This window comes from Lysobacterales bacterium, assembly GCA_016721845.1.
Lineage (GTDB): Bacteria > Pseudomonadota > Gammaproteobacteria > Xanthomonadales > Ahniellaceae > JADKHK01.
On sequence record JADKHK010000013.1, the window covers coordinates 1,885,517 to 1,908,331 of the forward strand.

Here is a 22,815-nt window from a genome sequence, read left to right on the forward strand (position 1 = left end):
TTCAATGGCCCATCGCGTAGACGCTTTCATTGCTGCGGATCACCCGGGCATCGCCACCGGTACTGCGTGCGGTCACACGGAAGTAGTCGGTCATGCCGACGGCGCCACTGCCCGACCCGCCGCCACCGCAGTGCGCTTCGAGGCAGCCGGTACCCGGCAGACGTTCGATGATGAAACGCGGGTCGCGATCGAGCCGGCCGCTGCCGGCATTGCGGGCGATGGCGTCGTAGTCGATCAGCGCATAGGCTGCGCCGGCGCTGGTCCAGCCGGTCGCTTCGCGGAAGGCATGTGCGTCGCTGCTGAGCGGCTCGGCGGCAAAGGTACCGTTCGGCGCATCGCGACCGTCGCTGTTGATATAGGTATTCCACAACGCCAGTTCGGCGCCACGCAGCGCGCTCTCGGCGCCTTGCTGGGCCAACGAATCGTTGCGCTGGCCGCCGGTCATCCGTTCCTGGAGCACCGTCGAGCCGATGGCGACGATCGCGATGACCGTCGTGATGACCAGAAAGATCAGTCCGACCAGTAATGCGGCGCCGCGTTGACGGGAAGGTTGCGCAAAGGCATGCATCTGATTCATCGGATCCTCAACGACTCAGGTTGCGGAAGCCCGCGTAGACGCGGAATTCGCGGCGCAGGCGATTGCCGGCCGACAGTCCGGACGGCAGGGTCGCGTTGGTCGCGTAACTCTGCACGGTGTCGCCGTCGGGGGAATAACGGAAGGCTTCGTCACCGCGCGGGCCGCTGCGCGTGGACACCACGAGGATTGACACATCCACCGCCTGCACGCCGCGCCACAGGCAGCCCGGGTCGCCGGCCGGCGGCGTCATTGCGACCGGTGGACAGGCCAGTGCACCGGGATTCGTCGCGACCTGATTGGCGTTGAGGTAATGCGTGCCACCGCGACCATCGAGCACGATGTAGGTCACATCGAAGCGCTCGACGCCTTCGATCAACTCTTCCGCGTCGCCACCGTTCTCGATTCGGAACAGGGACGAGATCAGCTGGCCGGGATTGAGGTTGTCTTCGCGCAGTCCGACGTAATAGGTGACCGAACGGAAATCACGGCTGAAATTGAATACCCGTGAATCTCCGGCCACGGTATAGGCATCGCCCAGGGTGCCGACCAGATTCCCTTCATCGACCCGGTGGCGCAGCTTGGTCCCGGCCGTTCCCACCGAAAAAATCTCGGCCGATGAGCAGTTCGCGATCATCGCCATCTGGCCATCGCTGAACTCGAGTGGCGCGCCACTCACGTTGAGGCCGACGTCGACTTCGGTCGCGCCACCGGCATTGGCCGCGATCGACACGCCGTCGGTCGCGAGATAGCGCACTGTCAGCACGTCGGTGCCCAGAACCCGATTGCCGTCGCCGGTGCCCGAAGCCGGCACGACATTGATGTCGTTGGACGCCGTCGCCAGCGCCGGCCGGCAGGTGCCGCCGTTGTCGCAGTCGCTTCCTCGCACGAAACGGCCCGGATCGAGCATGTAGGGCTTGGCCGGCGTCGGCGGCGTCGGCATCCATTTCTGCAGGGAAGCGGTGTTCGCGACACGAATCAGCGGTGCACGAAGCAGGTTGACGCCGCTGTCGGCCGGCAGCGCATTGGCATAGGAAGCGCAATACTGGCTGCCGGTCTTGCGCAACTCGTCGGCCAGTACCTGCGCACCGTAGCGGCCATTTTCCAGCACCTGCGACAAGCGCTGCTGGTTCATCGCGGTGGTGCTGGAGGTCATGAACATCGCGATGACGCCGCCGACGACGAACAGGCCCAGAGTGAGGCCGATCATCAATTCGATCAGCGTGAAGCCGCGGATATTGGATCGATTCACGGCTGCACCACCAGTTCGAACGACTGCGTGCCGCTGAAGCCGGCGGCATCGACATCGCGCTTCTCGTTCCAGCCGATGCTGATGCGACACTGGCCATTCACCGGCGAAATGCCGAAATTGCGCACGGGCGCGGTACCGGTCGTGGTGCAGGTGACCGAACCCGCACCGAGCGGCAGGTGCTGCGCGAGCTGGCGCGCGATCGCGGCGCGGTCGTAGCCGGCCACCTGCGCGGGTGTGCAGCCGCCGGCCCCACAGGTGGGCGCCGCCGGCGTCGCGCTGCTCAAGACCCCGTTGTAATGCCCGCCCCAGATCGCCAGCGGATTTGCGCGCATCCGCTCGACCAGCGAATCGGCGATGAAGCTGGCTTGCGAGCGCAGGTAGGAATTGTTGCTGTTGCGGACCGACGTCAGCAGCATGCCGGCGGCGCCGAGCAGACCGACGGTGAGCACCAGCAGTGCGATCAATGCTTCGATCAGGGTGAATCCAGCCACGACGCGTCGCATCGACATGCTCCTCAGCTGCAGCTCAGTCCGCGGTTCGAACCCTTGCCCTTGGCCGACTCGGCGCGGCCATTGCTGGAGACGCGAAGGTTCCGGGCGTAATCCTTGTCCTTGTCGGCACGCCAGTTCGGCGCACAGATCAGCACCGCCAAGGTGCCGCGTCCGACCAGGGCACCGCGGCGATCGAAGCCGACACCGGCCTTGGGATTGCCGGCACCCGTGGCCGCGGCCATCGTGTAGCCGCCGGTCATTTCGCCCTGCTCGCGCAGCGTGCGTTCGCTGCGATCGAGCACCTCGTCGGCATCGGTGTCCTCGAACACCACCCAGCCGTTGGTCAGTCCGCCGGGCTTGGCCGCCAGCGCGACATTACCCTGCAGCTTCACCGCCTCGGCGCGCGCGTAGGCCAGATCTTCCTGCAGCGCAAAGCTGCGCGAGGACAGGCGCTGATTGCGCATGGTGTCCGAGAAACTCGGCGCGGCCAGGGAAACGGCGATGGCGAGCACCGATACCGCCACCACCAGTTCGATCAGGGTCACACCCAGGTTTTGCTTGCGAGAGTTCATGGAATCTGGCGCCCCAACGCCGCGGATCGGACAAGAGGTTCCTGCCGGCGTCCATTGCCGGGCTGGAACCCCGTGATGACGGAATGCGTGTCAGCCGGATCTGTGTCCGACTTTTTACATTGTGTCACGTCTGAAACAATTCGCAAGCGGCCCCGTACGGGTACCCGGCCATCGCCCGACCAGCGGTAATCCGGGGCGATCAACGGCAGGAAACAGGCGTATGCGCCTGATCCAGCGCCGGAAATGCAACGGGCGCCCGAAGGCGCCCGCTGCTGCCCGGATCGTGACGGGACTTATTGCAGCATCGCGTTGACGGCCTTGAGGTCGGCCACGTCGATGGTGCCGGCGGCCTGTTTCAGGCGCAGGTTGGCGAGGATGTAGTTGTGGCGGGCGCGCGCATACTCACGTTCGGCGGCGAATTGCTGCTGCTGGCTGAGCAGCACGTCGACGATGGTGCGCGTGCCGACTTCGAAACCGGCCTCGGTCGCTTCCAGCGCGCTCTTGGCCGACACCAGCGCCTGCTGGCGTGCCTCGACCTCGCTGATGCCGGCGGCGACGCCGCGAAAGGCACCTCGGGTCTGGCGCACGATGGCGCGACGCTGCTGTTCCAGCCGGTCCTGGGCGGCATCGCGGTCGTACAGCGACTGCTTGTAGCGTGCATTCGTGGCACCGCCGGAGAACAACGGGATACTCAGGCTCAACGACAGCGAATTGTTCTTGGGATCGCGGGCCGAAAACGGACCGACATCGCCGCCGGAGTCCTGTTCCGAGTAGTTGCCGCTCAAACCCAGCGAGGGCAAATGATCCGACCAGGCCGCCTTGGCCGAATAGTTGGCCGCATCGACCGTCTTCTGCAACGCGGCCAGCGCCGGATTGCTGCCGATCGCGGTATCGACCCACTGATCCAGGCTGTCCGGCTGCGGACGCGCGAGTTCGATCTCTTCCTTCAATGGCTTGACCGCCTCGACCTCTTCACCGGTCAGTTCGATCAGGCCTTCGAAGGTGTCGTCCAGCGCATTGCGCGCGAGGATCACCGCCGCGCGCGCACCGTCATAGCGTGCACGGGCTTCGTGCACGTCGGTGATTGCTGTCAGCCCGACCTCGAAGCGCTGCTCGGCCTGCTCCAACTGACGCCCGACCGCCTTCTCTTCCGCCTCGGCCGAAGTGAGATTGGTCTGCGCGGTCAGCACGCCGAAATAGGCCTCGGCGACGCGGACCAGCAAGGCATCGGAGGCGGCATCGTAATCGGCACCACCGCGTGCCGCCTGCGCCTTGGCGGCGCGCAGGTTCATGTAGCTGCCATGGTCGTAGATCGATTGCTGCAGTTGCAGCGACTTGCTGCTGTTGCGGCTGGTGGTGCTGAAGGTGACGTCGCGGTTGAGCTCTTCCGAGAAAATGGTGCCCTCGGATTCCGAACGGTTCTTGTTCCAGCTCGCCGACAATTGCGGCAACAAGGCCGATCGCGCCAGCGGCACCCCCTGTTCGGCCGCCAAACGACCCGCCTCGGCGGCAGCGAACTGCGGGTCGCCGGCACGCGCCTTGTCGTAAACCTCCATCAGGTCGGCGCCGAAGGCCGAGCCGGAGATCGCCAGCGCCAATGCGCTCAGGCGGAGAATGAATCGTTGGGCCATGGGTATTCCTCAATCCTTGTCGAAGGGGACTTACAGCACGAAGCGCTTGGGGGGCGCAGCGTGCATCAGATAGGGCAGGTCGGTCTCGAACAGGCTTTCCTCGCGGTAGGCATTGGCGCCGACACGCGTGATCAGGACCGCTTCCATGACCGGCGATTCGCCGCGGATCAGGAACAAGCGCCCGCCGACCGCCAGCCAACCGCGCAATTGTTCCGGCTCGCGATAGACCGCCCCGGTGACCGCGATCGCATCGAAGCTGCGGCTCGGCGCATAGCCTTTCAAGGCATCGCCCACCTGGACGCGAGTGTTCGCGACACCGGCGCTCATCAGCTTGCATTCGGCGGAAGCAGCCAGGTCCGGATGGATCTCGACCGATACGACATCGCGCGCCAGCGCCGCGAGGCAGGCGGTCAGGAAACCCGACCCGGTGCCGATCTCGAGCACGCTGTCGCTGTCCGATACCGCCAGAGCCTGCAGCACGCGCCCTTCGACGACCGGCTTCATCATGCATTCGCCGTGACCGATCGGCAGCGAGACGTCGGCAAACGCGAGCGCGCGACTGGCTTCAGGCACGAAGTCCTCGCGACGCACGCGTCCAAGCACGTCAAGCACCCGCGGATCGACGACATCCCAAGGGCGCACCTGCTGTTCGACCATGTTGAAACGGGTGCGTTCGATGTCCAGGTTCATGTCGCAAATCCGCAAAGAGAAAGGGGCCTAGGGTAGCAGTTCCACCCTGAGCGCCCTCTCGAACCGGTGCCTCCGGGGCAGCTGCCCACCCGCGCCGATCCAAGGTCGTCAGCGTCGCAGTTCGGCGCCGTATGGCCTGAGTGCCGGAAGTCACCGGAACACGATGACCTTCGTCACACGGCGCCGCGCCCGGCATAATGGCTGGATGAAGCGCGATACCGTCAATTACACCGTGGTCGGCGCCGTGGTCCTCGTGGCCCTCGCGTTGCTGTTGTTCACCCTGCTGCGCATCACCGGCACCCGTACCGGAGAAGTCGAGTACACCGCGCGCTATGACAACGTCACCGGCCTCGCCTTCGGCGCACCGGTGTTCTACGAAGGCTTCCGGGTCGGCCACGTCAATGGCATCACCCCGGAACGCAAGAGCGGGCGCACGCGCTACCGCGTCGATCTGGCGATCCGCGGTGACTGGCCGATGCCGGACGACTCGGTCGCGAAGCTCGCCTCGACTGGCTTGCTGGCCGATATATCGGTCGCGATCAGCGAGGGTGAGTCGACCACGATGCTGAAACCCGGCGCCGAGATGAGGTCGCAAGGTGGTGGCGATCTGTTCGCGGCGATGAACGAACTCGCCGGCGAAGTCACCGCGTTGAGTCGCGAGCGCATCCGCCCGCTGGTGGATTCGCTGCAGGACAACGTCGATCGGATCGGCGGCGAGCTTTCCGACGCCACGCCGCAACTGGTGGCCGACGCCAAGTCGCTGCTGGCGCGACTCAATACCGCCTCGGCGGCGATGAACGACGTGCTGTCGCCGACCAATCGCGCCCATGTCGCAACCACGCTGGCCGATCTCGCTACCACCGCCGACAACGCCCGCGAGCTCTCCGCCGAGTTGCGCCAGACCCAGCAGAAACTCGACGCACTGATGGTCGAGGCCAACGCCAGTGTCAGCGAGAATCGCCCGGTACTGAAAGATGCCATCGCCGACCTGGCGCAAATCACCGGGTCGCTGGCGCAACGCATCGACGGCATCGCCCAGAACCTGGATTCGGCCAGCCGCAACGTCAACGAGTTCACCCGCGAGATCCGCAAGAATCCGAACCGACTGTTGTTTACGCCACCGGCCGACAAGGTCAAGGTCGAGGAAGAATGATGCGCCCCCTGTCCGTGCTCGCCCTCGTCGTCGCGCTGTCGGGCTGCAGCGCTCCGGCGGTACCGGACCAGTCCTACTTCCGCATGCCGCCCGTGGCCATCGCATCGGCGACCGGGCAAGCGCCGCGTTCGACGCTGCCGATCGTGGTCGAGCCGTTTCGCGCGAACGGCGTCTACAACGACCAATCCATCCTGTACGCACTGAACCCGGAAGGCAGCATCAAGGCCTACCACTATCAGTTGTGGGACGAGGCCCCGAGCATCGTGCTGCAGCGTCGCCTGATCGCCGACCTGCGCGCGCGCCATGCGGCCGACCTGGTCACCCATCGCCTGCCGGCCGCCCTGCCGGCCTTGCGCATCAGCGGCAGCATCGAGCAATTCGAGCGCGTGCAAACGGCATCCGGCTGGGTGGCGCGCGTGCGCATGGAGATGCGCGTCGAGCGCGATGCGCAGTCCGTGCCACTGCTGCTGCACACCTATGCGGCCGAAGTGGCGGCGGAGAGTGACAGCATCCAGTCCAGCGTGCGCGCCTTCGCACGGGCGATCGATCAGTGCAATGCCGAGTTCTGGTCCGACCTGCCGGGGATGACTGCGCCATGATGGCCGCGCCGCGTCTCGACGACCATGAACGCGACCGCCTGCTGGGACTGATCGGTATCGAGCGTTACGTACGTCGAAGCAGCTTGCCCGTTGCCGTGATCGAACTGGAAGCTGCAGCAGCGATAGCGGCACCTGCCCGGACGCCGGCGACACGAAAATCCTCGACCGCCATGCCGGCGCCGGCGTCGCGTGTCGCAGAGACGACCGCTCCAAATCGTCCGTCGCTGATCGACGAGCTCGGCCTCGATGCGCGCTTGCCGCAAGTGCTCGTCTTCGTCGAAGCGCCGCGTGCCCCCGACCCGCGCGGCGTGCGTCTGCTCGATGCCATTTGTCGCCTGTTGCCGCCGCACCAGCGGCTCGATGCCAATGACGCGCCGGCACGCTGGACCGCCACGGCCATTGCGCTGGGCGGACAGATCAACGCGCCCGAAGGCACCCAGTTGATCCAGTCGCTGCCGCTGCATGAGTTGCGCCAAAACGTGGCCGCGAAACGCGCTTTGTGGCAGTCGATCAAGCGCCTTCGGCGCGGGCTGAATTCGCGCTGACATGGCCGCCGCCTACGATCTGGCTGCACAGATCCGCGCGATGACCGACGCCGACCTGGCCGAAGTGGTCAGCGTCGAAGCGCGCGCCTACGAATTCCCTTGGAGCATCGGCATTTTCAAGGACTGCCTGCGCGCCGGCTACGGCTGTTTCGTGCTTGCGACGAACGCCGAAATCATCGGCTACTTCGTGCTCTCGGTCGCCGCCAACGAAGGCCATGTCCTCAACGTCTGCATCGATCCTAGCGAACAGGGCAACGGCTACGGTCGCCGCCTGATGAAGCGCCTGCTCGACCTCGCGCGCTGGCACCGCTGCGAGCGCGTGTTCCTGGAAGTGCGCCCGAGCAACCCGCGCGCGATCGCGCTCTATCACGACCTCGGCTTCAACGAGATCGGCCGCCGCCCGCGCTACTACCCGGCGAAGAACGGCCGCGAGGACGCGCTGGTGATGGCGATCGAACTGGTCGAGATCGATTTCAAGTCGCCGCCCTGAGAGAGCGTCGCGGGGCGGAGCCCGCTCCCACAAAAGCCGCAATCGACTGAGTTGTGGGTGCTTCTGTGGGAGCGGGCTCCGTCCCGCGATCTTTTCAACCCAACTTCGCGCGCTGCGAACGCAGGCCGTCGAGCTGCACATTCCAGTCGCCGAGGCGCGCACGTTCCTGTTCGACGACGGCCACCGGTGCATTGGCGACGAAGGTCTCGCTGGCGAGTTTGCCCTGGCATTTCTTGATCTCGACTTCGACGCGGGTGATCTCGCGATCGAGCCGCTTCTTCTCCGCATCGAGATCGATCAAGCCGGCGAGCGGGATCAGCACGCGCAACGTACCGACGATGGCCGACGCGGACGCAGGCGCTTCTTCGGTCGCCGCGAGCAACCGCAGCGATTCGGACTTCGCGAGAAAGGCGATCTGCGCCGAAAACTTCGCGACACGACGTGCGTCGTCGCCGTCACCACCTGCAAACAGCATCGGGATCGCCTTGCCCGGCGCGATGTTCATTTCGCCGCGGATGCGGCGCACGCCCATCAGCACGTCCTTCAACCACTGCACTTCTGCGGTCGCGGCCGGATCGACGGCGATATCAGCGGCCTGCGGATAACGCTGCGTCGCGATGAACTGGCCACTCGCGACGCCGAGCTTTGGCGACACGTGTTGCCAGATCTCTTCGGTGACGAACGGGATCAGCGGGTGCAGCGCACGCAGCACGGTTTCGAGCACGTACAACAGGGTATGACGCGTCGAGTTCGCGGCATCGACATCGTCGCCCGCGAGCGCCGGTTTGGCGAGTTCGAGGAACCAGTCGCAGTATTCGTTCCAGGTGAATTCGTACAGCGCCTGCGAGGCCAGGTCGAAGCGGTAGTCGGCCAGTTGCGCATGCACGACGTCGATCGTGGCGGCCAGGCGCGTGAGGATCCAGCGTTCGGGTTCGGTCGTCGCCACCGGGGTGCCTGCCGGCGCGACGAACGACTCGGTGTTCATCAAGACGAAGCGCGCGGCGTTCCAGAGCTTGTTGCAGAAATTCTTGTAGCCCTCGCAACGATTGAAATCGAACTTGATGTCGCGGCCGTGCGAGGCGAGCGAGGCGAAGGTGAAACGCAGCGCGTCGGCGCCGACGGCAGCGATGCCTTGCGGGAATTCCTTGCGCGTGGCCGCTTCGATGCGCGCCGCGTCCTTCGGCTGCATCAGGCCCGAGGTGCGCTTGGCGATCAGGTCATCGAGGGCGATGCCGTCGATCAGATCCAGCGGATCGAGCACATTGCCCTTCGACTTCGACATCTTGTTGCCGTCGCGGTCGCGCACGAGGCCGGTGATGTAGACATGCTTGAACGGCACCTGGCCGGTGAAGTGGTCGGTCATCATGATCATCCGGGCGACCCAGAAGAAGATGATGTCGAAGCCGGTGACCAGCACCGAGGTCGGCAAAAAGGTGTCGAAACCGAACTGCTTCATTGCATCGGCATCGGGCCAGCCGAGTGTCGAATGCGACCACAGCGCCGACGAGAACCAGGTTTCCAGCACGTCGTCGTCGCGCGTCAAGGCACCGCGATAGCCTGCTGCTTCGGCCTGGGCCCGCGCACCGGCTTCGTCGCGTGCGACGAAGATCTCGCCACCCGCGCCGTACCAGGCCGGAATGCGATGGCCCCACCACAGCTGGCGCGAAATGCACCAGTCCTGGATGTTGCCGAGCCAATGGCGATAGGTGTTGATCCAGTTCTCGGGCACGAACTTCACGCTGCCGTTCTCGACCAGTTCGAGACCGCGCGCCGCAAGTCCGTCCATCTTCACGAACCATTGATAGGTCAGGTACGGCTCGATTACCTGTCCGGTGCGATCACCGCGCGGCACCTGCAGCTTGTGCGGTTTCTCTTCGACCAGCAGTTCGAGCGCAGTGAGGTCGGCGAGCACCGCCTTGCGTGCGACGTAGCGATCCAGCCCGCGATATTTCTCGGGCGCGGCGTCGTTGATCGTCGCCGTGGGCGTGAAGATGTTGATCATCGGCAATGCGTGGCGCTTGCCGATTTCGTAGTCGTTGAAATCGTGGGCCGGCGTGATCTTCACGCAGCCGGTGCCGAAGTCCTTGTCGACGTAGGCATCGGCGATGATCGGAATCTCGCGCTCCGTCAGCGGCAGTTTCAGCATCTTGCCGATCAGCTGCGCGTAACGCTCGTCCTCCGGATGCACGGCCACGGCGACGTCGCCGAGCATGGTTTCCGGGCGCGTGGTCGCGACCACGAGCTGGCCCGAACCGTCGGCCAGCGGGTAAGCGATCGACCAAAGCTTGCCGTTTTCTTCCTCGCTGACCACTTCAAGGTCGGAGATCGCAGTCAGCAGCACCGGGTCCCAGTTCACCAGACGCTGGCCGCGATAGATCAAGCCCTCGTCATGCAGACGCACGAAGGTTTCGACCACCGCTTTGGAAAGACCTTCGTCCATCGTGAAGCGCTCGCGCGACCAGTCGCCGCTGACGCCCATGCGCCGCATCTGGCGGCTGATGGTGCTGCCGGATTCTTCCTTCCATTGCCACACGCGCTCGACGAACTGTTCGCGCCCGAGCGCGTTGCGCGTCTGCCCTTCGCGTTCAAGCAGGCGGCTGACCACCATTTCGGTCGCGATGCCGGCATGGTCGGTGCCGAGCTGCCACAGCGCGCGCTTGCCGCACATGCGCTGATAGCGAATCAAGGTATCCATGATGGTGTGCTGGAACGCATGCCCCATGTGCAGGGTGCCGGTCACGTTCGGCGGCGGCAGCATGATCGTGTAGGGCTCGCCATCGCCGCTTGGTGCGAAATATCCGCTCGCCTCCCACTGCGGATACCAGCGTGATTCGATCTCGGTCGGTTGGAAGCTCTTGTCCATGCATGACACCTCTGCGCCACGACCGGGGCCGCAGCGATGGATACGAACGGAATGGGCCGCACAACCGCGGCCGAAGGCCGACTAGGCTAGCACGGACGTGTCGTGCAGCCTCGTGATCCGGATGCGGCGCGCCCTTCTGCCGGGAAATAATGCACGCGGCGGATGCGTTCGCCATCAAACTCGTAAACGGCGACGCTGCTCTGTTCGCGCAGACCATGTTCGCCCTGCCAGTAAGCCAGTTCGATCGTCACCACGCGCTCCGGCCCGGCGCTGATCTGTTCGATGCGCGAACGGCAACTTGGGCAACTGCGGAAATAGTCGGCCATCTCGGATTGCAGCTGGGCGCGACCCGAGGTTTCGACGGTGATGCTGCGGCCATCCACGCTCAGCCACTCGACCTGCGGACTCGCCAGCGCCGCCATGCGCGTCGCGTCATGCGCATTGAACGCGGCGACAAAGGACTTCACGACGTCGATCCGTGCATCGGTGGATTTCATCGGAACCTGCACGCGCCCGCTGGCGCAGGCCGCGAGCACGAGGATCGACAGGACGGCCAGATGTTTGCGCATGATGAGTCTCAGTTGCGTCGATTGTCGCTGTCGCGACGGGCACCGGCGATCACGAAGCGATGGGACTCGCCGAAACGCTGGACATGGTGGCCGAACTCTTTCGAGCGTGCGACGAAGTGATCGTAGTTCTCCGGCCGGACCAGGAATAGCCGCTTGCCTTCGGACTCGAGCAATTCGTTCTCGAGCGTATCGTCGTAGCGCACGTCCTGATTGTCGTACAAACCCACCCACTCGGTCGGACAATCCAGATAGAAGCCGAGGCCGTAACGCGGTGACTCGTCGATGAAGACCACTTCCTTCGGCGTGTACGGGACCATCCGATCGATGACCTTGGCGAAGTGGCGCATGTCCTTGTTGTTTTTCAGGTGCGCCGATCCGCCCTTGATCAAGACCAGCGCCACGGCCACGATCGGGATCCACCAAATCCGACGCGCCAATTTCGCGGGCTCCAGCAACCACAGTCGCGCGATCACCAGCGCGATCGCCGGAAACAGCGGCAGCAGATACAGCGGCAGCCGCGATCGGGCGAGCATGAAGATCACTAACGGCAGGGCGATCCAGGTGGCCAGGAATTTGGCATCCGTCGACAGCGCGGACCAGCGTGCCGGCGTTACTGGCCATTGGAACGCGCGCTGCCACAGCGTCGGCAACCAGGGCAACGTACCGAGCAGCAACGTGAATCCGTAGACGTAGAAGCCGCCCCACCACTCCGGGAACCGACCATGTTCCGACGAAGCCACACGCGCCACGACCTCTTCTTCGACGAGATAGGTCATCAAGCCCGGATTGCGCAACACCACGGCCAGGTACCAGCTCAGACCAAGCACGGCGAACACCAGCAGACCGCGCGGATCGAACAATTGCCGCGTGCTGCGCTGCGGCTGCAGGGCGTCGAAGAGGATGATGGCTGCGAGCGGCAATAACCCGGGCGGCCCCTTGGTCACGAAGGCAAGGCCAAACCCGGCCCACATCAGGACGATCCATGGCCAGACCCGATGGCCCTCGCGCAGCGGCCAGCGCGCACCGACATAGCCGAACACACCGAGGGTGGTCATCAGGGTCAACAGCGTGTCGGTGGTCACCAGATTCGCCGCGAAAAACGACAGCGCCGTGGTCGCATACAAGGCCGCCGGCAAACCTGGCAGCGCCGGCGTCAGTCGGCGCCCGATACCGAACAACAGGCCCACGGTCAGCCCGAAGGCCAGTGCGGACGGTGCGCGAACGGCCCATTCGTTGCGACCGAACTGGGCCACGCTGGAAGCGATTGCCCAGTAGGTCATCGGCGGTTTGGTCGGGTGGATGTGGTGGCGGTGACGACGCGGCGTGATGAAGTCGCCCGAACGCAGCATCTCCATCGCGACTTGCGTGTAGCGGCCCTCGTCGGTTTCCCACAATCCGCGCGAGCCCTGGAAGGCGAAGCCGAACGCCAGCGCGAACGCGACCGTCAGCCAGAACGACTGCAGCATGCGCATCAGGCCACGGCCTGGCGCAGTCGTTGATGTTGGCGGATCGATCGAGGTGACGGACATGCAGGGCCACGTGATGGCAAAGGGCGCACATTATCGAACGGGACGTTCGGTCGGCGTTAGTCCGTCCGATACCTGCGCAAACGATTGTCCGGCGCGATGTCCGCTTCCGCCCGCTTTCCGCGTATCCAACGACAGAACCCCGGGCCGGCACGGATGGCTTTCCCTGTCTCTGCGCACCTTGGCCGGCCCGGGGTTCCCCTTTTCCCATGGAGTGAGTCGATGAAAGCGCGAACCGTCATCCAGGTGCAGTCGAGCTTCGCGCAGGTCGCGGCGATCGCCGACACCGCTGCGGCGCTGTTCTACACCCATTTGTTCGAACGCGATCCTTCCCTGCGCACGCTGTTCCGCGGCGACATGAAGGCCCAAGGGGCCAAGCTGATCCAGATGATCGCGGTCGCCGTGAATCGCCTCGGCAATCCCGAAACCCTGGTGCCGGTGCTGGAAAACATGGGCCGACGCCACGCCGACTATGGCGTCGTCGATGCACATTACGACACCGTCGGTGCCGCCCTGATCGACACGCTCGCCGATGGCCTCGGCGACGCCTTCACAGCGGACGTTCGTTCCGCCTGGATCGAGGTCTACGGTTTCATCGCCGCGACCATGAAGGACGCCGCGAATGCAGCGGCGCTGGCCGCGTAAGGCCGTGAATGGCTGAGACCGAGTGGCTAGAATGCGCGTCCACCCGAGCCCGGAGCGCACGCATGGCCATGCAATACCCCGAACAGATCTGGTTCAACGGCAAGATCATGCCGTGGCGCGATGCCACCGTGCACGTGATGGCGCATGCACTGCACTACGGCTCGTCGGTGTTCGAAGGCATCCGTGCCTACGACACGCCGAACGGCGCCGCAGTGTTCCGCCTGACCGATCATCTCAAGCGCCTGTACCTGTCGGCGAAGATCTACGAGATGCCGATTCCCTACACGCTGGACGAGTTGATCGCCGGTACCCGCGCCGTGATCAAGGCCAATGCTCTCGGCAAGTGCTACATCCGCCCGGTCGCGTTTCGCGGACTCGGTGGTTTCGGGCTGTCCGCAGACTGTCCTACCGATGTCGCGATCGCGGCCTGGCCGATGGGCGAATACCTCGGCCACGCCGTGACCGAGACCGGCATCGACGCGATGGTGTCGAGCTGGCAGCGCTTCGCGCCCAACACGATTCCGGCCGGCGCCAAGGCCGGTGGCAATTATCTGAGCGGCCAGTTGATCGCGCGTGAAGCGCGTCGCCTGGGCTTCGGCGAAGGCATCGCGCTGGCCAGCACCGGCCTGCTGTCGGAAGGCGCTGGTGAAAACCTGTTCCTCGTCATCAATGGCGAACTGCACACCACGCCGGTGTCGGCGGCGCTGCTCAACGGCATCACCCGCAACACCATCATCACGCTCGCCAAGGCGGCGGGCATGACCGTGGTCGAACGCGATCTGCCGCGCGAATACCTTTACCTGTGCGACGAACTGTTCATGTGCGGCACGGCGGCCGAGATCACGCCGATCAAGTCGGTCGATGGCAAGCCCGTCGGCAGCGGTCAGCGCGGTCCGATCACCACGCAGATCCAGAAGCTGTATTTCGATCTCGTCGGCGGGCGCGCGCCCGATCCGCACGGTTGGCGCGAGATGGTGTGACCGCAACTCGGCCCGCGCTGGAACCAGGCGCGGGCCGAACCGTCACGACACGCGTTCGGACCAGCGGCCATCGACGACGAACTGCGTGCCGAAACGCTGCAGCCTGGCGTCGTCACCCACCGCAGCACGCGCCTGCGCCTCGTTCGAAAACCATACGTTGATGCTGGCCGGCCAACGGTCGGTCATGTGCGCTTGCGTGACCTGCTCGGGCGTGAGTGTCCGCAGTGCATCGCGATAGCCCTCCCAGCGGACATGCCCCGCTTCCACCGCAAGCGCATGCAGCAGATGCTTGCGCTGCAACTGTGCGCGCTTGCGGTAAAGCGCCGCGACGCCAAGTTCAGGGAACAGCCCGGCGGCATGAATGCGCCGGACCACCGGCATGGCCGCCGAAATCGACGTCGAACGTGCGGCGCGATGCAAGCGGCGGGCGTGGTGCAGCACGCGGTCGAGCGTGTCCGTCGCGAGGGAAGAATCAGGAACCGCCGAGTTCGACTCGGCCACCAACGATGCATGAGGATGCATACCTACTCCGTACAAGGCATGGCCGTTCTCGCCGGTGGCCATTGGAGGGTATGCAAGCTTGGGGCTTGCGATGCAGGTGCGACGGCTTTCGCGAGGCGGGCGTCCTGACAGCCCGGCGCGCAGCGTAGCAGGTGGGCACGACGACATCGGCGTGCCGTGTACCTTCGTACAGTGGGCGGACAGGGACTTGGGCGGGACACTGGGTGCCGCCCTGGTCCGGAGCCGGCATGTCGTTCATCGTTGTCCTCGCCGCACTGTGTTTCCTGATGTGGGTCGCGTATCGCGGCCACAGCGTGATCTTGTTCGCGCCCATTGCAGCACTCGGCGCCGTGCTGCTGACCGATCCGAGCCTGGTCGCGCCGATGTTCACCGGCCTGTTCATGGAAAAGACCGCCGGCTTCCTGAAACTGTATTTTCCGGTGTTCGTGCTCGGCGCGGTGTTCGGGAAGCTGATCGAACTGTCCGGCTTCTCGACCGCGATCGTGACTGCGGCCATCCGCGTGTTCGGCAAGCAGCGCGCGATGCTGTCGATCGTCGCGGTCAGCGCGCTGCTGACGTATGGTGGCGTGTCGCTGTTCGTCGTGGTGTTCGCGGTCTACCCGTTCGCAGCCGAACTGTTCCGCCAGGCCGACATCCCGAAGCGGCTGATCCCGGGCACGATCGCGCTCGGTGCGTTCACGTTCACGATGGACGCACTGCCGGGCACGCCGCAGATCCAGAACATCATCCCGACCTCGTTCTTCGGTACCAATGCCTGGGCTGCGCCGTGGCTGGGCGTGGTCGGTGCAGCGTTCATCTTCATGCTGGGAATGAGTTACCTCGAATGGCGCCGCCGTGCCGCGCACGCGAAAGGCGAAGGCTACGGCAGCGGCCATGGCAACGAACCCGCACCGTTTTCCGGCGAACACCTGCCGCATCCAGTGTTGGCCTTGCTGCCGCTGGTCCTGGTCGGCATCAGCAACAAGTGGCTCACCGGCGCGATCCCCAAGCTGTATGGCGAGTCGCACAGCTTCGATCCGGCGGTCATCGGTTCGGCCGCACCGGTGGTCCAGGAAGTCGCCAAGGTCTCGGCGATCTGGGCAGTGCAGGCGGCCTTGCTGATCGGCATCCTCAGCGTCATCGCGCTGGCCTGGAAGCCAGTGATGGCGGCATTCGCGGATGGCACCAAGTCGGCCATCGGCGGCGCCTTGCTGGCATCGATGAACACGGCCTCCGAATACGGCTTCGGTGCCGTCATCGCGGCTCTGCCCGGCTTCCTGATCGTGGCGAACGCCTTGAGCGCGATCCCGAATCCGCTGGTCAACGAAGCGGTCAGCGTCACCGCGCTGGCCGGCATCACCGGCTCGGCCTCGGGTGGCATGAGCATCGCACTGGCGGCGATGTCGGAAAGCTTCATCGCCAATGCGAATGCCGCCGGCATTCCGCTCGAGGTCCTGCATCGGGTCGCGGCGATGGCCTCCGGCGGCATGGACACGTTGCCGCACAACGGCGCGGTGATCACCCTGCTCGCCGTGACCGGACTCAGTCACCGCCAGTCCTACGCCGACATCTTTGCGATCACCCTGGTCAAGACCAGTGCCGTGTTCGTCGTGATCGGCGTGTATCTGGCGACCGGACTGGTATAGCGGCTACACCACCGCCCAGCGTCGCAGCAGGTTGTAGTAGATGCCGGTGAGCGCAACGATGTCGCGATCGGCGCTGTCTGCGCGCGCCGACAGCGACTGGATGCTGCGGTCGAGATCATGCAACAGGGTGCGCTCACCCTCGTCGCGCACCATGCTCTGGATCCAGAAGAAGGCGCAGACCCGTTCGCCGCGCGTGACCGGCGTGACCTGATGGAGACTGCTCGATGGATACAACACCATCGATCCGGCCGGCAATTTCACTGCCTGCGCGCCGAACGGCGTTTCGATCTGCAGCTCGCCACCGTCGTAGTCGGCCGGATCGGTCAGGAACAAGGTGGCCGACAGGTCGCTGCGCATCGTCAGGTTGGCATCCGCGATGCGCATGATCGCGCCGTCGACATGCACGCCGAAGCGACCGCCACCGGCATAGCGATTGAACTTCGGCGGATGGATGCGCTCCGGCAGCGCCGCCGACAGAAATCCCGGATGCGTGCCGAGCCGGCGCAGGATCACGTTGCCGAGCTCGATGGCCTGGGGTGCGTGGTCATCCAGCTGCTGGTTGAACTTGACCGCGCGCGACAACGTGCCCGCATTGACGACGCCGTCGATCCAGTCGGCGTTCGCAAGCGTGGCGCGAAAACGCTGGACGGTCGGGGCGTCGATCACCTCGTCGAAAGTCAGCAGCATGAGGTCAGAACCCGGCGCTGAAGCTGAGTTGCGCGCTGCGCGCATCACCGATGTAGGTGAAGGCGCCACTGCGGTATGCGGCCAGGTAATAGTCCTTGTCGAACAGGTTGCCGATGTTCAGGCGTGCCACCAGCGAACTGTTGATGGCATAACTCGCGAAAGCATCGAAGGTCGTGTACGACGGCACGCGGTACGAATATTCGCCGGTGTTCGCGTCGAAACCCGCCGCGGTATCGGGCTGGCCCGCGTACATCTCGCTGGAATACGTCGCCCCGCCGCCGATCGCCAGCTTCGGCGTCAACTGGTAGCGCAACTGGGCGTGGGCGCTGCGGTCGGCGAAGTTGCTCAGCGTCTTGCCGATCTGGTTGGCGGTGAAGGCCTCGAGCACTTCGGCGTCCATGACGCTGGCGGCGAACTGGCCGCTGAGCTTGTCAGTGAGATTGCCGACCGCGCCGAACTCGACGCCGCGCACGCGGTTCTTGCCGGTGTTCAGCGTGCCCAGCGTCTCGTAGGCGTTGCCGACGCTTTCCATCACATCGTCCTTGGTGATCTGGAAGGCCGCCGCGCTGAGCAGCAGGCGCTCGTCGAACAGATTCCACTTCGTGCCGACTTCGATGTTCTCGACGGATTCCGGCTGGCTCAGCACGACCTGATCCGCCGTGCCGCACAGACCGCCGTAACCACAGCTGCCGCCGACGTCGGACTCGCCGCCGTTGATGTCGCTCGCCGTCGCGTAGCTCAGGTAGACGTTGCCGATATCGCTGAGGTCATGGACCAGTCCGGCATTGCCGTTCCACAACGAATCGGAATAGGCGTAGACGGTTTCGACACCGGCGTTGCTGCGCAATTGGTTGCGGTAATCGAAGTCGTCCCAGCGCAGGCCGACGGTCAGATGCCAGCGCTCACCGAAGTTCACTGTGTCCAGGGCATACAGCGACCAGGTATCGATGGCGTAGTCGGCATCGTAGGCCCCGCGCACGATGCTGCGATCCATCAGCGCACCGAGGTTCGCGACCGGCTGGCCGTCTGCACCCAGCATGCAGAAGTTCGGCGTGCCGGCACCGGCGCCGGTCAGGCAATTGCGCGTACCGTTGTTGGTGACGACGTAGTTGCCGTTCAGCACGCCGTGGTCGGTGTATTCGGTACCGATCACGAGATCATGATGCAGCCCGCCGAGCTCGCCTTCCCAGAAGGCGTTGAGCTGGTCGGCGAAGTAGTCGACCTCTTGCCAACCCTGGTGCGTGCTCAAGGTGATGGTTGCGGCACTCGGTGCCTGCGGGTCATTGGCGTTGCGCGCGCCGCCGCGTGCACCGGTCAGTACGTAGCCGTTTTCGGTATCGCCGCTGCGCATCGCGTTCTCGACGCGCCAGTCGCCAAACCCGGCGGCGACACGCAAGGTGCCGATGCCGACCCGCGACTCGAGAAAATCCTCGTCTTGCTGATAGACCGGCAGATCGGCGACCGGACGACCGCCGCCAGGCACGATGTAGGTGCCGAGATCCGCCGCACCGGCAGCGTCGAGGTAGTAGTAGTCGCCGCTGACGGACACGTGATCCGTCGCGTTGACATGCAGCGACAGCGCCGCGCCGTCGCGTTCGCGTTCGGAAGCATTGCGGTCCGGCACCTCCTCGAAGGCATGCAGCAGGTTCGCGCGCAGCGCCACGCGTTCACCGAGCGGCAGGTTGCTGTCCAGCGTCACGCGACGATAGGCATCGGTGCCGACGGCGGCTTCGAGTTCGTGGAAGTCGTAGTCGCCGGTGGCCTGCTTGGTGATGCTGTTGATGGTGCCGCCCGACGCGCCGCGCCCGGCATAGGTCGAGTTCGGACCCTTCGAGATTTCCACCTGCTCGACCGCGAAGGTTTCGCGCACGGTCATGCCCGGATCGCGCAGTCCGTCGATGAACACATCGCTGCGCGCTTCCTGGCCGCGAATCACGTAACGGTCACCGAAGGCGTTGCCGTTCTCGCCGGTGCCGATGGTGATGCCGGGCTGGGCGCCGACGATGTCGCGCAGGTCGGATTGGCCGGACTCCTTGATCTGCGTTCGGGTGATGATGCCGATCGTCGCCGGCGTGTCGGCGATGTCCTGGGTGCGGCGACGGTCACCCGACACCTTGGCCTTGTACGGCGCGTTCTTCTCGGCGTAGGGATTGCTGTCGGCGGCGCGGTCTTCGACGCGCAAGACGTCAAGCTCGACCGATTCCTCATCGTCGCTCGCGCCATCCTCTGCGATGGCGGGGCCGGCGATCAAGGCGGCACTGATACCGAGCGCCAACAGGCGCGCGCCGGAAGTCGCGCCATCGCGCAGGCTGAGCGGACGAAGCACGGAGGCGGAACGTCGAGTCATGGGCAGGAAACCTTCAGTCGGTGATCAATGAAAAATCGATGGGCAAGGTCACGCTCAAACGACTGCGTTCGAGCGCCTTCGGAAATTTCGGCATCGGGTCGGCACGGCGCAGCACGTCGAGCGCTGCGGCATCCAGCAATTCGATGCCGGCGCTGCGGTGCACGGCGGCACTCAGCAGGTGGCCGTCGCGATCAATCGCGAAACGCACCTGCACGATCCCTTCGAGCTTTTGTTTCTTCGCTGCCGCCGGATACACGCGATGACGCGCCAGCCACAGCATCAGTTCGCGCAGGTATTGCGACTGCGCGCGTTTGCCGCGTGCCGTCAGCGGTCGATCCGGCGCGGGCAGCGGCGGCGACGCCGGTGCATATGCGCTGGGCGGTTGCGGCGTGACTGCGGCGACGAGCGGCGGCGTCGGGACCGGTTCGGGCACAGCTTCCGGCAAGGGCAACCGGACGTCGGGCTCGGCCGGCGTCCGGGTTTCGACCCGCGGCACGTCAGCCACGACCGGCTTCGGCTGCGCCGCCGGCGGGGCAGGTGCAACCGGGACCGGCTCCGGTGCAGGTTGCAGAAACTCGATTTCCAGCGCATCGACCTCGGATTCACCCAGCGCGGTCGGCCGTTCGGGGTCCGCGGCGCCGAGCAGCAGCGCCAGAGCCAGCAGGTGCAGGGCGATACTGGCCGAGAGGCCCAACACGCGCGGTCCGTTCAAGCCGTTCGCCGTGACCGCCGGGGGGCGGCGCGACCATCCCGCCAGCGCTGCGGCCGGATCCTCGCCATCTCCCGCCACTGGCGCGGTCGCGGGTGGAAACGGCCATGCCGCTTCGACGTGGAGACTCAGATGGACCAAAGGTGGCAACGACATGATCACATTCGCTAAGACAAATGCGATTCAATCGTATTTGCATCTATTTCGTCAAGTCGCCGTGTCCGCCATGGGGTACGGCTTGATCAGTCCGGGCGATGAAGGGCAATCAACGGAAGCGCAAGCGCGCCACGGCGCCGCGGGTTTCTCCCGGCGACAAGCTGACGGTCCAGCCGTACAGATCACACAACCGTTTGACGATGGCGAGGCCCAGACCCGCACCTTTTCCACCCGCACCGTCGCCACGCACGCCGCGCGCGAACAGGCGTTCGGCATCCTTGGCATCGATGCCCGGCCCTTCGTCCTCGACGCGCACGCCATTGGCCTCGACGATCACGCGGATCTCGCCCTGCGGGGTATAGCGAATTGCATTGCCGATCAAATTCGCCAACGCCACCGAGAGCACGGCGGCCGGCGCATCGACGGCCACCGCGTCACCGCCGACGCGCGACACCGTCACGTCCAGCGGCTTGGTGCCGATCTGCGCACGCTGGGTTTCGACGACCTGGTCGACCACGGCGACGACATCGGTCGCCTCGGCATGGGCCGGGGCCTGACGTTCGTTGCGCGAGAGCAGCAGCAATGCTTCGATCAATTCATTCGACTGCCGGGCAGCGCGATCGATGCGAAGCAGGCGCTGCCGCGTCTTCTCGGGCAGATCGTTCTGCGCCAGCAACAATTCCGCGGCACCGCGGATCACCGCGATCGGCGTGCGCAGTTCGTGCGAGACGTCGGCATTGAATTCGCGATCGCGGATCACCAGCTCGGTCAACTTGGCCGAATAGTCGTCGAGTGTCGCCGCGAGCTGACCGACCTCGTCGTTGGCGAAATGCGGCGCCAGATCCTCGGGGCCGCCGCCCTTGCCGAATTGCGACAGGCGCGCGGCGAGATCGGCCACCGGACGCATCACCCGCGATGCCGACCAGAATGCGATCAAGGCGGACAGCCCGGCAAACACGAACACGACGATCACCAGACCCCAGGTCAGGCGATTGCGCAGGCGCAGCTCGTGCGAGATGTCGTACTGCAGGAAGTACCAGGTACTGCCGGTCTTGCGCACCGCCAACTTGTAGGCGACCGGCCCGCCGCTCTGGGCATCGTCGGTGATCGTGTACACACCGTCGGACAGGTCGCGCCATTTCAGCGGCACGTTCGCGCGCTTGCGCTCGGAGAACGAAAAGCCCTCGATCCGCGAAAATGCGGGCTGCGCGTTCGGATCACGTTCCAGCGCGCGCGCGTGGTTCTCCAGTTCGAAACTGAGCTGGCGCCCGATCAGCTGATCTTCGAGATAACCGCGCAACAGCACGGCCGACAGCGCGAACGCAGCCGTCAGCAGGCTGCCGAACAGGAAGAACGACAGGATGATTCGGCTTCTAAGCCGGCGTCGATACCGCATCCGGATCGCTCAAGCTGTAACCGATGCCATGCCGCGTGTGGATCAGCGCCTTGCCGAAAGGCTTGTCGATGGCCGCGCGCAGGCCGTGGATATGCACACGCAGCGAATCGCTGTCGGGCAACTCTTCGCCCCAGACACGCAGTTCGAGTTCGCGCCGGGTCACCACCGACGGCGAGGACTCCATCAGGCATTGCAGCAGCTTCAGGCCAATCGGGTTCAGCGTGATCGATTTGCCGCCACGCGCGATCTGCAGCGTGTCGAGATTGAAGTTCAAGTCACCGACGCTCAGCACGCGCGAACTCGGCACCCGACCGCGCTTGCCGAGCACATTCAGGCGCGCTTCGATTTCCTGCAGCGAGAAGGGCTTCACCATGTAGTCGTCGGCCCCGCTGTCGAATCCCGCGAGCTTCTGGTCGAGTGCGTCGCGCGCCGTCAGCATCAGCACCGGCGTGTGTCGATGCGACTCGGCGCGCAGACGCTTGCACACCTGCAGTCCGTCCATGCCGGGCAAGGTCAGGTCGAGCACGATCACGTCGAACGGCTCGCGCAAGGCGAGATTGAGGCCGCTGACGCCGTCGCCGGCGAAGTCGACGACGTGGCCCTTGTCCGCCAGATAGTCGCCGAGATTGGCGGCGAGGTCGGAATTGTCTTCGATGACGAGGATATGCATGGGCCAAGGATAGGGGTGCGGCGGACGAATCCGGAAGAGGCACCAAAGAAAAAGCCCGAGGAGGTTCTGAGAACCGCCTCGGGCTCAAGCTACTGCCCCGATTACCGTAATCTGCTCGCCATC

At 65.0% G+C, this 22,815-nt stretch carries 22 protein-coding genes; 7 read left to right on the plus strand and 15 right to left on the minus strand.

What is annotated here, in order from left to right:
- Window position 1: 1 nt before the first annotated feature.
- The 6 genes from IPP28_16025 to IPP28_16050 all read right to left on the minus strand — a co-directional run bounded on the left by IPP28_16025 (window position 2) and on the right by IPP28_16050 (window position 5,210).
- Window positions 2–577, minus strand: coding sequence for a hypothetical protein (locus tag IPP28_16025; GenBank protein MBL0042504.1), 576 nt, complete (start codon window positions 575–577; stop codon window positions 2–4).
- A gap of 7 nt (window positions 578–584) precedes the next feature.
- Window positions 585–1,826, minus strand: a complete 1,242-nt coding sequence (locus IPP28_16030; GenBank protein ID MBL0042505.1) for a PilW family protein — start codon at window positions 1,824–1,826, stop codon at window positions 585–587.
- Window positions 1,823–2,329, minus strand: coding sequence for a type IV pilus modification protein PilV (gene pilV / locus IPP28_16035; protein MBL0042506.1), 507 nt, complete (start codon window positions 2,327–2,329; stop codon window positions 1,823–1,825). The genes IPP28_16030 and pilV overlap by 4 nt, the downstream gene beginning before the upstream one ends.
- A gap of 11 nt (window positions 2,330–2,340) precedes the next feature.
- Complete coding sequence (locus IPP28_16040; GenBank protein MBL0042507.1) at window positions 2,341–2,889, minus strand: GspH/FimT family pseudopilin; 549 nt, start codon at window positions 2,887–2,889, stop codon at window positions 2,341–2,343.
- 293 nt (window positions 2,890–3,182) lie between these two features.
- A complete protein-coding gene (locus tag IPP28_16045; GenBank protein ID MBL0042508.1) occupies window positions 3,183–4,520 on the minus strand; it encodes a TolC family outer membrane protein in 1,338 nt (445 codons plus the stop codon).
- A gap of 30 nt (window positions 4,521–4,550) precedes the next feature.
- The gene (locus IPP28_16050) at window positions 4,551–5,210 is read right to left on the minus strand and encodes a protein-L-isoaspartate O-methyltransferase (GenBank protein ID MBL0042509.1); all 660 of its coding nucleotides are present in this window, start codon (window positions 5,208–5,210) and stop codon (window positions 4,551–4,553) included.
- Window positions 5,211–5,415: 205 nt separating this feature from the next.
- Between IPP28_16050 and IPP28_16055 the strand changes: the two genes are divergently transcribed.
- Genes IPP28_16055 through rimI form a run of 4 tightly spaced genes read left to right on the plus strand, consistent with a single transcriptional unit; the run spans window position 5,416 to window position 7,997 of the window.
- Complete coding sequence (locus IPP28_16055; protein MBL0042510.1) at window positions 5,416–6,363, plus strand: MCE family protein; 948 nt, start codon at window positions 5,416–5,418, stop codon at window positions 6,361–6,363.
- Window positions 6,363–6,962 (plus strand): membrane integrity-associated transporter subunit PqiC, encoded by a 600-nt coding sequence (locus IPP28_16060; GenBank protein ID MBL0042511.1) that lies wholly within the window; start codon window positions 6,363–6,365, stop codon window positions 6,960–6,962. The genes IPP28_16055 and IPP28_16060 overlap by 1 nt, the downstream gene beginning before the upstream one ends.
- Entirely contained in the window at window positions 6,959–7,507 is a 549-nt protein-coding gene (locus IPP28_16065; protein MBL0042512.1) for a DNA polymerase III subunit psi, read from the plus strand. The genes IPP28_16060 and IPP28_16065 overlap by 4 nt, the downstream gene beginning before the upstream one ends.
- Window position 7,508: 1 nt before the next feature.
- Window positions 7,509–7,997, plus strand: a complete 489-nt coding sequence (rimI, locus tag IPP28_16070; protein MBL0042513.1) for a ribosomal protein S18-alanine N-acetyltransferase — start codon at window positions 7,509–7,511, stop codon at window positions 7,995–7,997.
- A 94-nt stretch (window positions 7,998–8,091) separates the two neighbouring features.
- Here rimI and IPP28_16075 read toward each other — a convergent pair whose 3' ends face one another.
- From IPP28_16075 to IPP28_16085, 3 genes are all read right to left on the minus strand, one after another.
- Window positions 8,092–10,869, minus strand: coding sequence for a valine--tRNA ligase (locus IPP28_16075; protein ID MBL0042514.1), 2,778 nt, complete (start codon window positions 10,867–10,869; stop codon window positions 8,092–8,094).
- Window positions 10,870–10,946: 77 nt separating this feature from the next.
- Window positions 10,947–11,429: a nuclear transport factor 2 family protein gene (locus IPP28_16080; protein ID MBL0042515.1), complete on the minus strand. Its 483-nt coding sequence runs from the start codon at window positions 11,427–11,429 to the stop codon at window positions 10,947–10,949.
- An 8-nt stretch (window positions 11,430–11,437) separates the two neighbouring features.
- Window positions 11,438–12,958, minus strand: coding sequence for a glycosyltransferase family 39 protein (locus tag IPP28_16085; protein ID MBL0042516.1), 1,521 nt, complete (start codon window positions 12,956–12,958; stop codon window positions 11,438–11,440).
- Window positions 12,959–13,177: 219 nt separating this feature from the next.
- Here IPP28_16085 and IPP28_16090 point away from each other — a divergent pair, with 219 nt between their 5' ends.
- Together IPP28_16090 and IPP28_16095 are read left to right on the plus strand one after the other, a co-directional pair.
- The gene (locus IPP28_16090) at window positions 13,178–13,600 is read left to right on the plus strand and encodes a hemin receptor (GenBank protein MBL0042517.1); all 423 of its coding nucleotides are present in this window, start codon (window positions 13,178–13,180) and stop codon (window positions 13,598–13,600) included.
- Window positions 13,601–13,662: 62 nt separating this feature from the next.
- The gene (locus IPP28_16095) at window positions 13,663–14,580 is read left to right on the plus strand and encodes a branched-chain amino acid transaminase (GenBank protein ID MBL0042518.1); all 918 of its coding nucleotides are present in this window, start codon (window positions 13,663–13,665) and stop codon (window positions 14,578–14,580) included.
- 42 nt (window positions 14,581–14,622) lie between these two features.
- On the opposite strand, the gene IPP28_16100 is transcribed toward IPP28_16095, so the two are convergent.
- Window positions 14,623–15,102 carry a hypothetical protein gene (locus tag IPP28_16100; GenBank protein ID MBL0042519.1) on the minus strand — a complete coding sequence of 160 codons (480 nt, stop codon included), beginning with the start codon at window positions 15,100–15,102 and terminating at the stop codon, window positions 14,623–14,625.
- A gap of 227 nt (window positions 15,103–15,329) precedes the next feature.
- On the opposite strand from IPP28_16100, the gene IPP28_16105 reads away from it, so the two are divergent.
- Complete coding sequence (locus IPP28_16105) at window positions 15,330–16,727, plus strand: GntP family permease (GenBank protein ID MBL0042520.1); 1,398 nt, start codon at window positions 15,330–15,332, stop codon at window positions 16,725–16,727.
- 3 nt (window positions 16,728–16,730) lie between these two features.
- Here IPP28_16105 and IPP28_16110 read toward each other — a convergent pair whose 3' ends face one another.
- The 5 genes from IPP28_16110 to IPP28_16130 form a co-directional block, all read right to left on the minus strand.
- A complete protein-coding gene (locus IPP28_16110; protein MBL0042521.1) occupies window positions 16,731–17,414 on the minus strand; it encodes a Fe2+-dependent dioxygenase in 684 nt (227 codons plus the stop codon).
- A gap of 4 nt (window positions 17,415–17,418) precedes the next feature.
- Window positions 17,419–19,761, minus strand: coding sequence for a TonB-dependent receptor (locus IPP28_16115; protein MBL0042522.1), 2,343 nt, complete (start codon window positions 19,759–19,761; stop codon window positions 17,419–17,421).
- 13 nt (window positions 19,762–19,774) lie between these two features.
- Window positions 19,775–20,626: an energy transducer TonB gene (locus tag IPP28_16120; protein ID MBL0042523.1), complete on the minus strand. Its 852-nt coding sequence runs from the start codon at window positions 20,624–20,626 to the stop codon at window positions 19,775–19,777.
- 109 nt (window positions 20,627–20,735) lie between these two features.
- Complete coding sequence (locus tag IPP28_16125; GenBank protein ID MBL0042524.1) at window positions 20,736–22,022, minus strand: HAMP domain-containing histidine kinase; 1,287 nt, start codon at window positions 22,020–22,022, stop codon at window positions 20,736–20,738.
- Entirely contained in the window at window positions 22,000–22,692 is a 693-nt protein-coding gene (locus IPP28_16130) for a response regulator transcription factor (GenBank protein ID MBL0042525.1), read from the minus strand. Before IPP28_16130 ends, IPP28_16125 begins: the two co-directional genes overlap by 23 nt.
- Window positions 22,693–22,815: the final 123 nt, after the last annotated feature.

Excerpts from the sequence above, each read along its gene's own strand:
- pilV (MBL0042506.1), bottom strand. The coding sequence starts at position 2,329 with ATGCGACGCGTCGTGGCTGGATTCACCCTGATCGAAGCATTGATCGCA.
- IPP28_16125 (MBL0042524.1), bottom strand. The coding sequence starts at position 22,022 with ATGCGGTATCGACGCCGGCTTAGAAGCCGAATCATCCTGTCGTTCTTC.
- IPP28_16105 (MBL0042520.1), top strand. The coding sequence starts at position 15,330 with ATGTCGTTCATCGTTGTCCTCGCCGCACTGTGTTTCCTGATGTGGGTC.
- IPP28_16115 (MBL0042522.1), bottom strand. The coding sequence starts at position 19,761 with ATGACTCGACGTTCCGCCTCCGTGCTTCGTCCGCTCAGCCTGCGCGAT.
- IPP28_16090 (MBL0042517.1), top strand. The coding sequence starts at position 13,178 with ATGAAAGCGCGAACCGTCATCCAGGTGCAGTCGAGCTTCGCGCAGGTC.
- IPP28_16055 (MBL0042510.1), top strand. The coding sequence starts at position 5,416 with ATGAAGCGCGATACCGTCAATTACACCGTGGTCGGCGCCGTGGTCCTC.
- IPP28_16110 (MBL0042521.1), bottom strand. The coding sequence starts at position 17,414 with ATGCTGCTGACTTTCGACGAGGTGATCGACGCCCCGACCGTCCAGCGT.
- IPP28_16085 (MBL0042516.1), bottom strand. The coding sequence starts at position 12,958 with ATGTCCGTCACCTCGATCGATCCGCCAACATCAACGACTGCGCCAGGC.
- IPP28_16065 (MBL0042512.1), top strand. The coding sequence starts at position 6,959 with ATGATGGCCGCGCCGCGTCTCGACGACCATGAACGCGACCGCCTGCTG.
- IPP28_16095 (MBL0042518.1), top strand. The coding sequence starts at position 13,663 with ATGGCCATGCAATACCCCGAACAGATCTGGTTCAACGGCAAGATCATG.
- IPP28_16050 (MBL0042509.1), bottom strand. The coding sequence starts at position 5,210 with ATGAACCTGGACATCGAACGCACCCGTTTCAACATGGTCGAACAGCAG.
- IPP28_16060 (MBL0042511.1), top strand. The coding sequence starts at position 6,363 with ATGCGCCCCCTGTCCGTGCTCGCCCTCGTCGTCGCGCTGTCGGGCTGC.
- IPP28_16100 (MBL0042519.1), bottom strand. The coding sequence starts at position 15,102 with ATGCATCCTCATGCATCGTTGGTGGCCGAGTCGAACTCGGCGGTTCCT.
- rimI (MBL0042513.1), top strand. The coding sequence starts at position 7,509 with ATGGCCGCCGCCTACGATCTGGCTGCACAGATCCGCGCGATGACCGAC.
- IPP28_16130 (MBL0042525.1), bottom strand. The coding sequence starts at position 22,692 with ATGCATATCCTCGTCATCGAAGACAATTCCGACCTCGCCGCCAATCTC.
- IPP28_16080 (MBL0042515.1), bottom strand. The coding sequence starts at position 11,429 with ATGCGCAAACATCTGGCCGTCCTGTCGATCCTCGTGCTCGCGGCCTGC.
- IPP28_16040 (MBL0042507.1), bottom strand. The coding sequence starts at position 2,889 with ATGAACTCTCGCAAGCAAAACCTGGGTGTGACCCTGATCGAACTGGTG.
- IPP28_16045 (MBL0042508.1), bottom strand. The coding sequence starts at position 4,520 with ATGGCCCAACGATTCATTCTCCGCCTGAGCGCATTGGCGCTGGCGATC.
- IPP28_16120 (MBL0042523.1), bottom strand. The coding sequence starts at position 20,626 with ATGTCGTTGCCACCTTTGGTCCATCTGAGTCTCCACGTCGAAGCGGCA.
- IPP28_16025 (MBL0042504.1), bottom strand. The coding sequence starts at position 577 with ATGAATCAGATGCATGCCTTTGCGCAACCTTCCCGTCAACGCGGCGCC.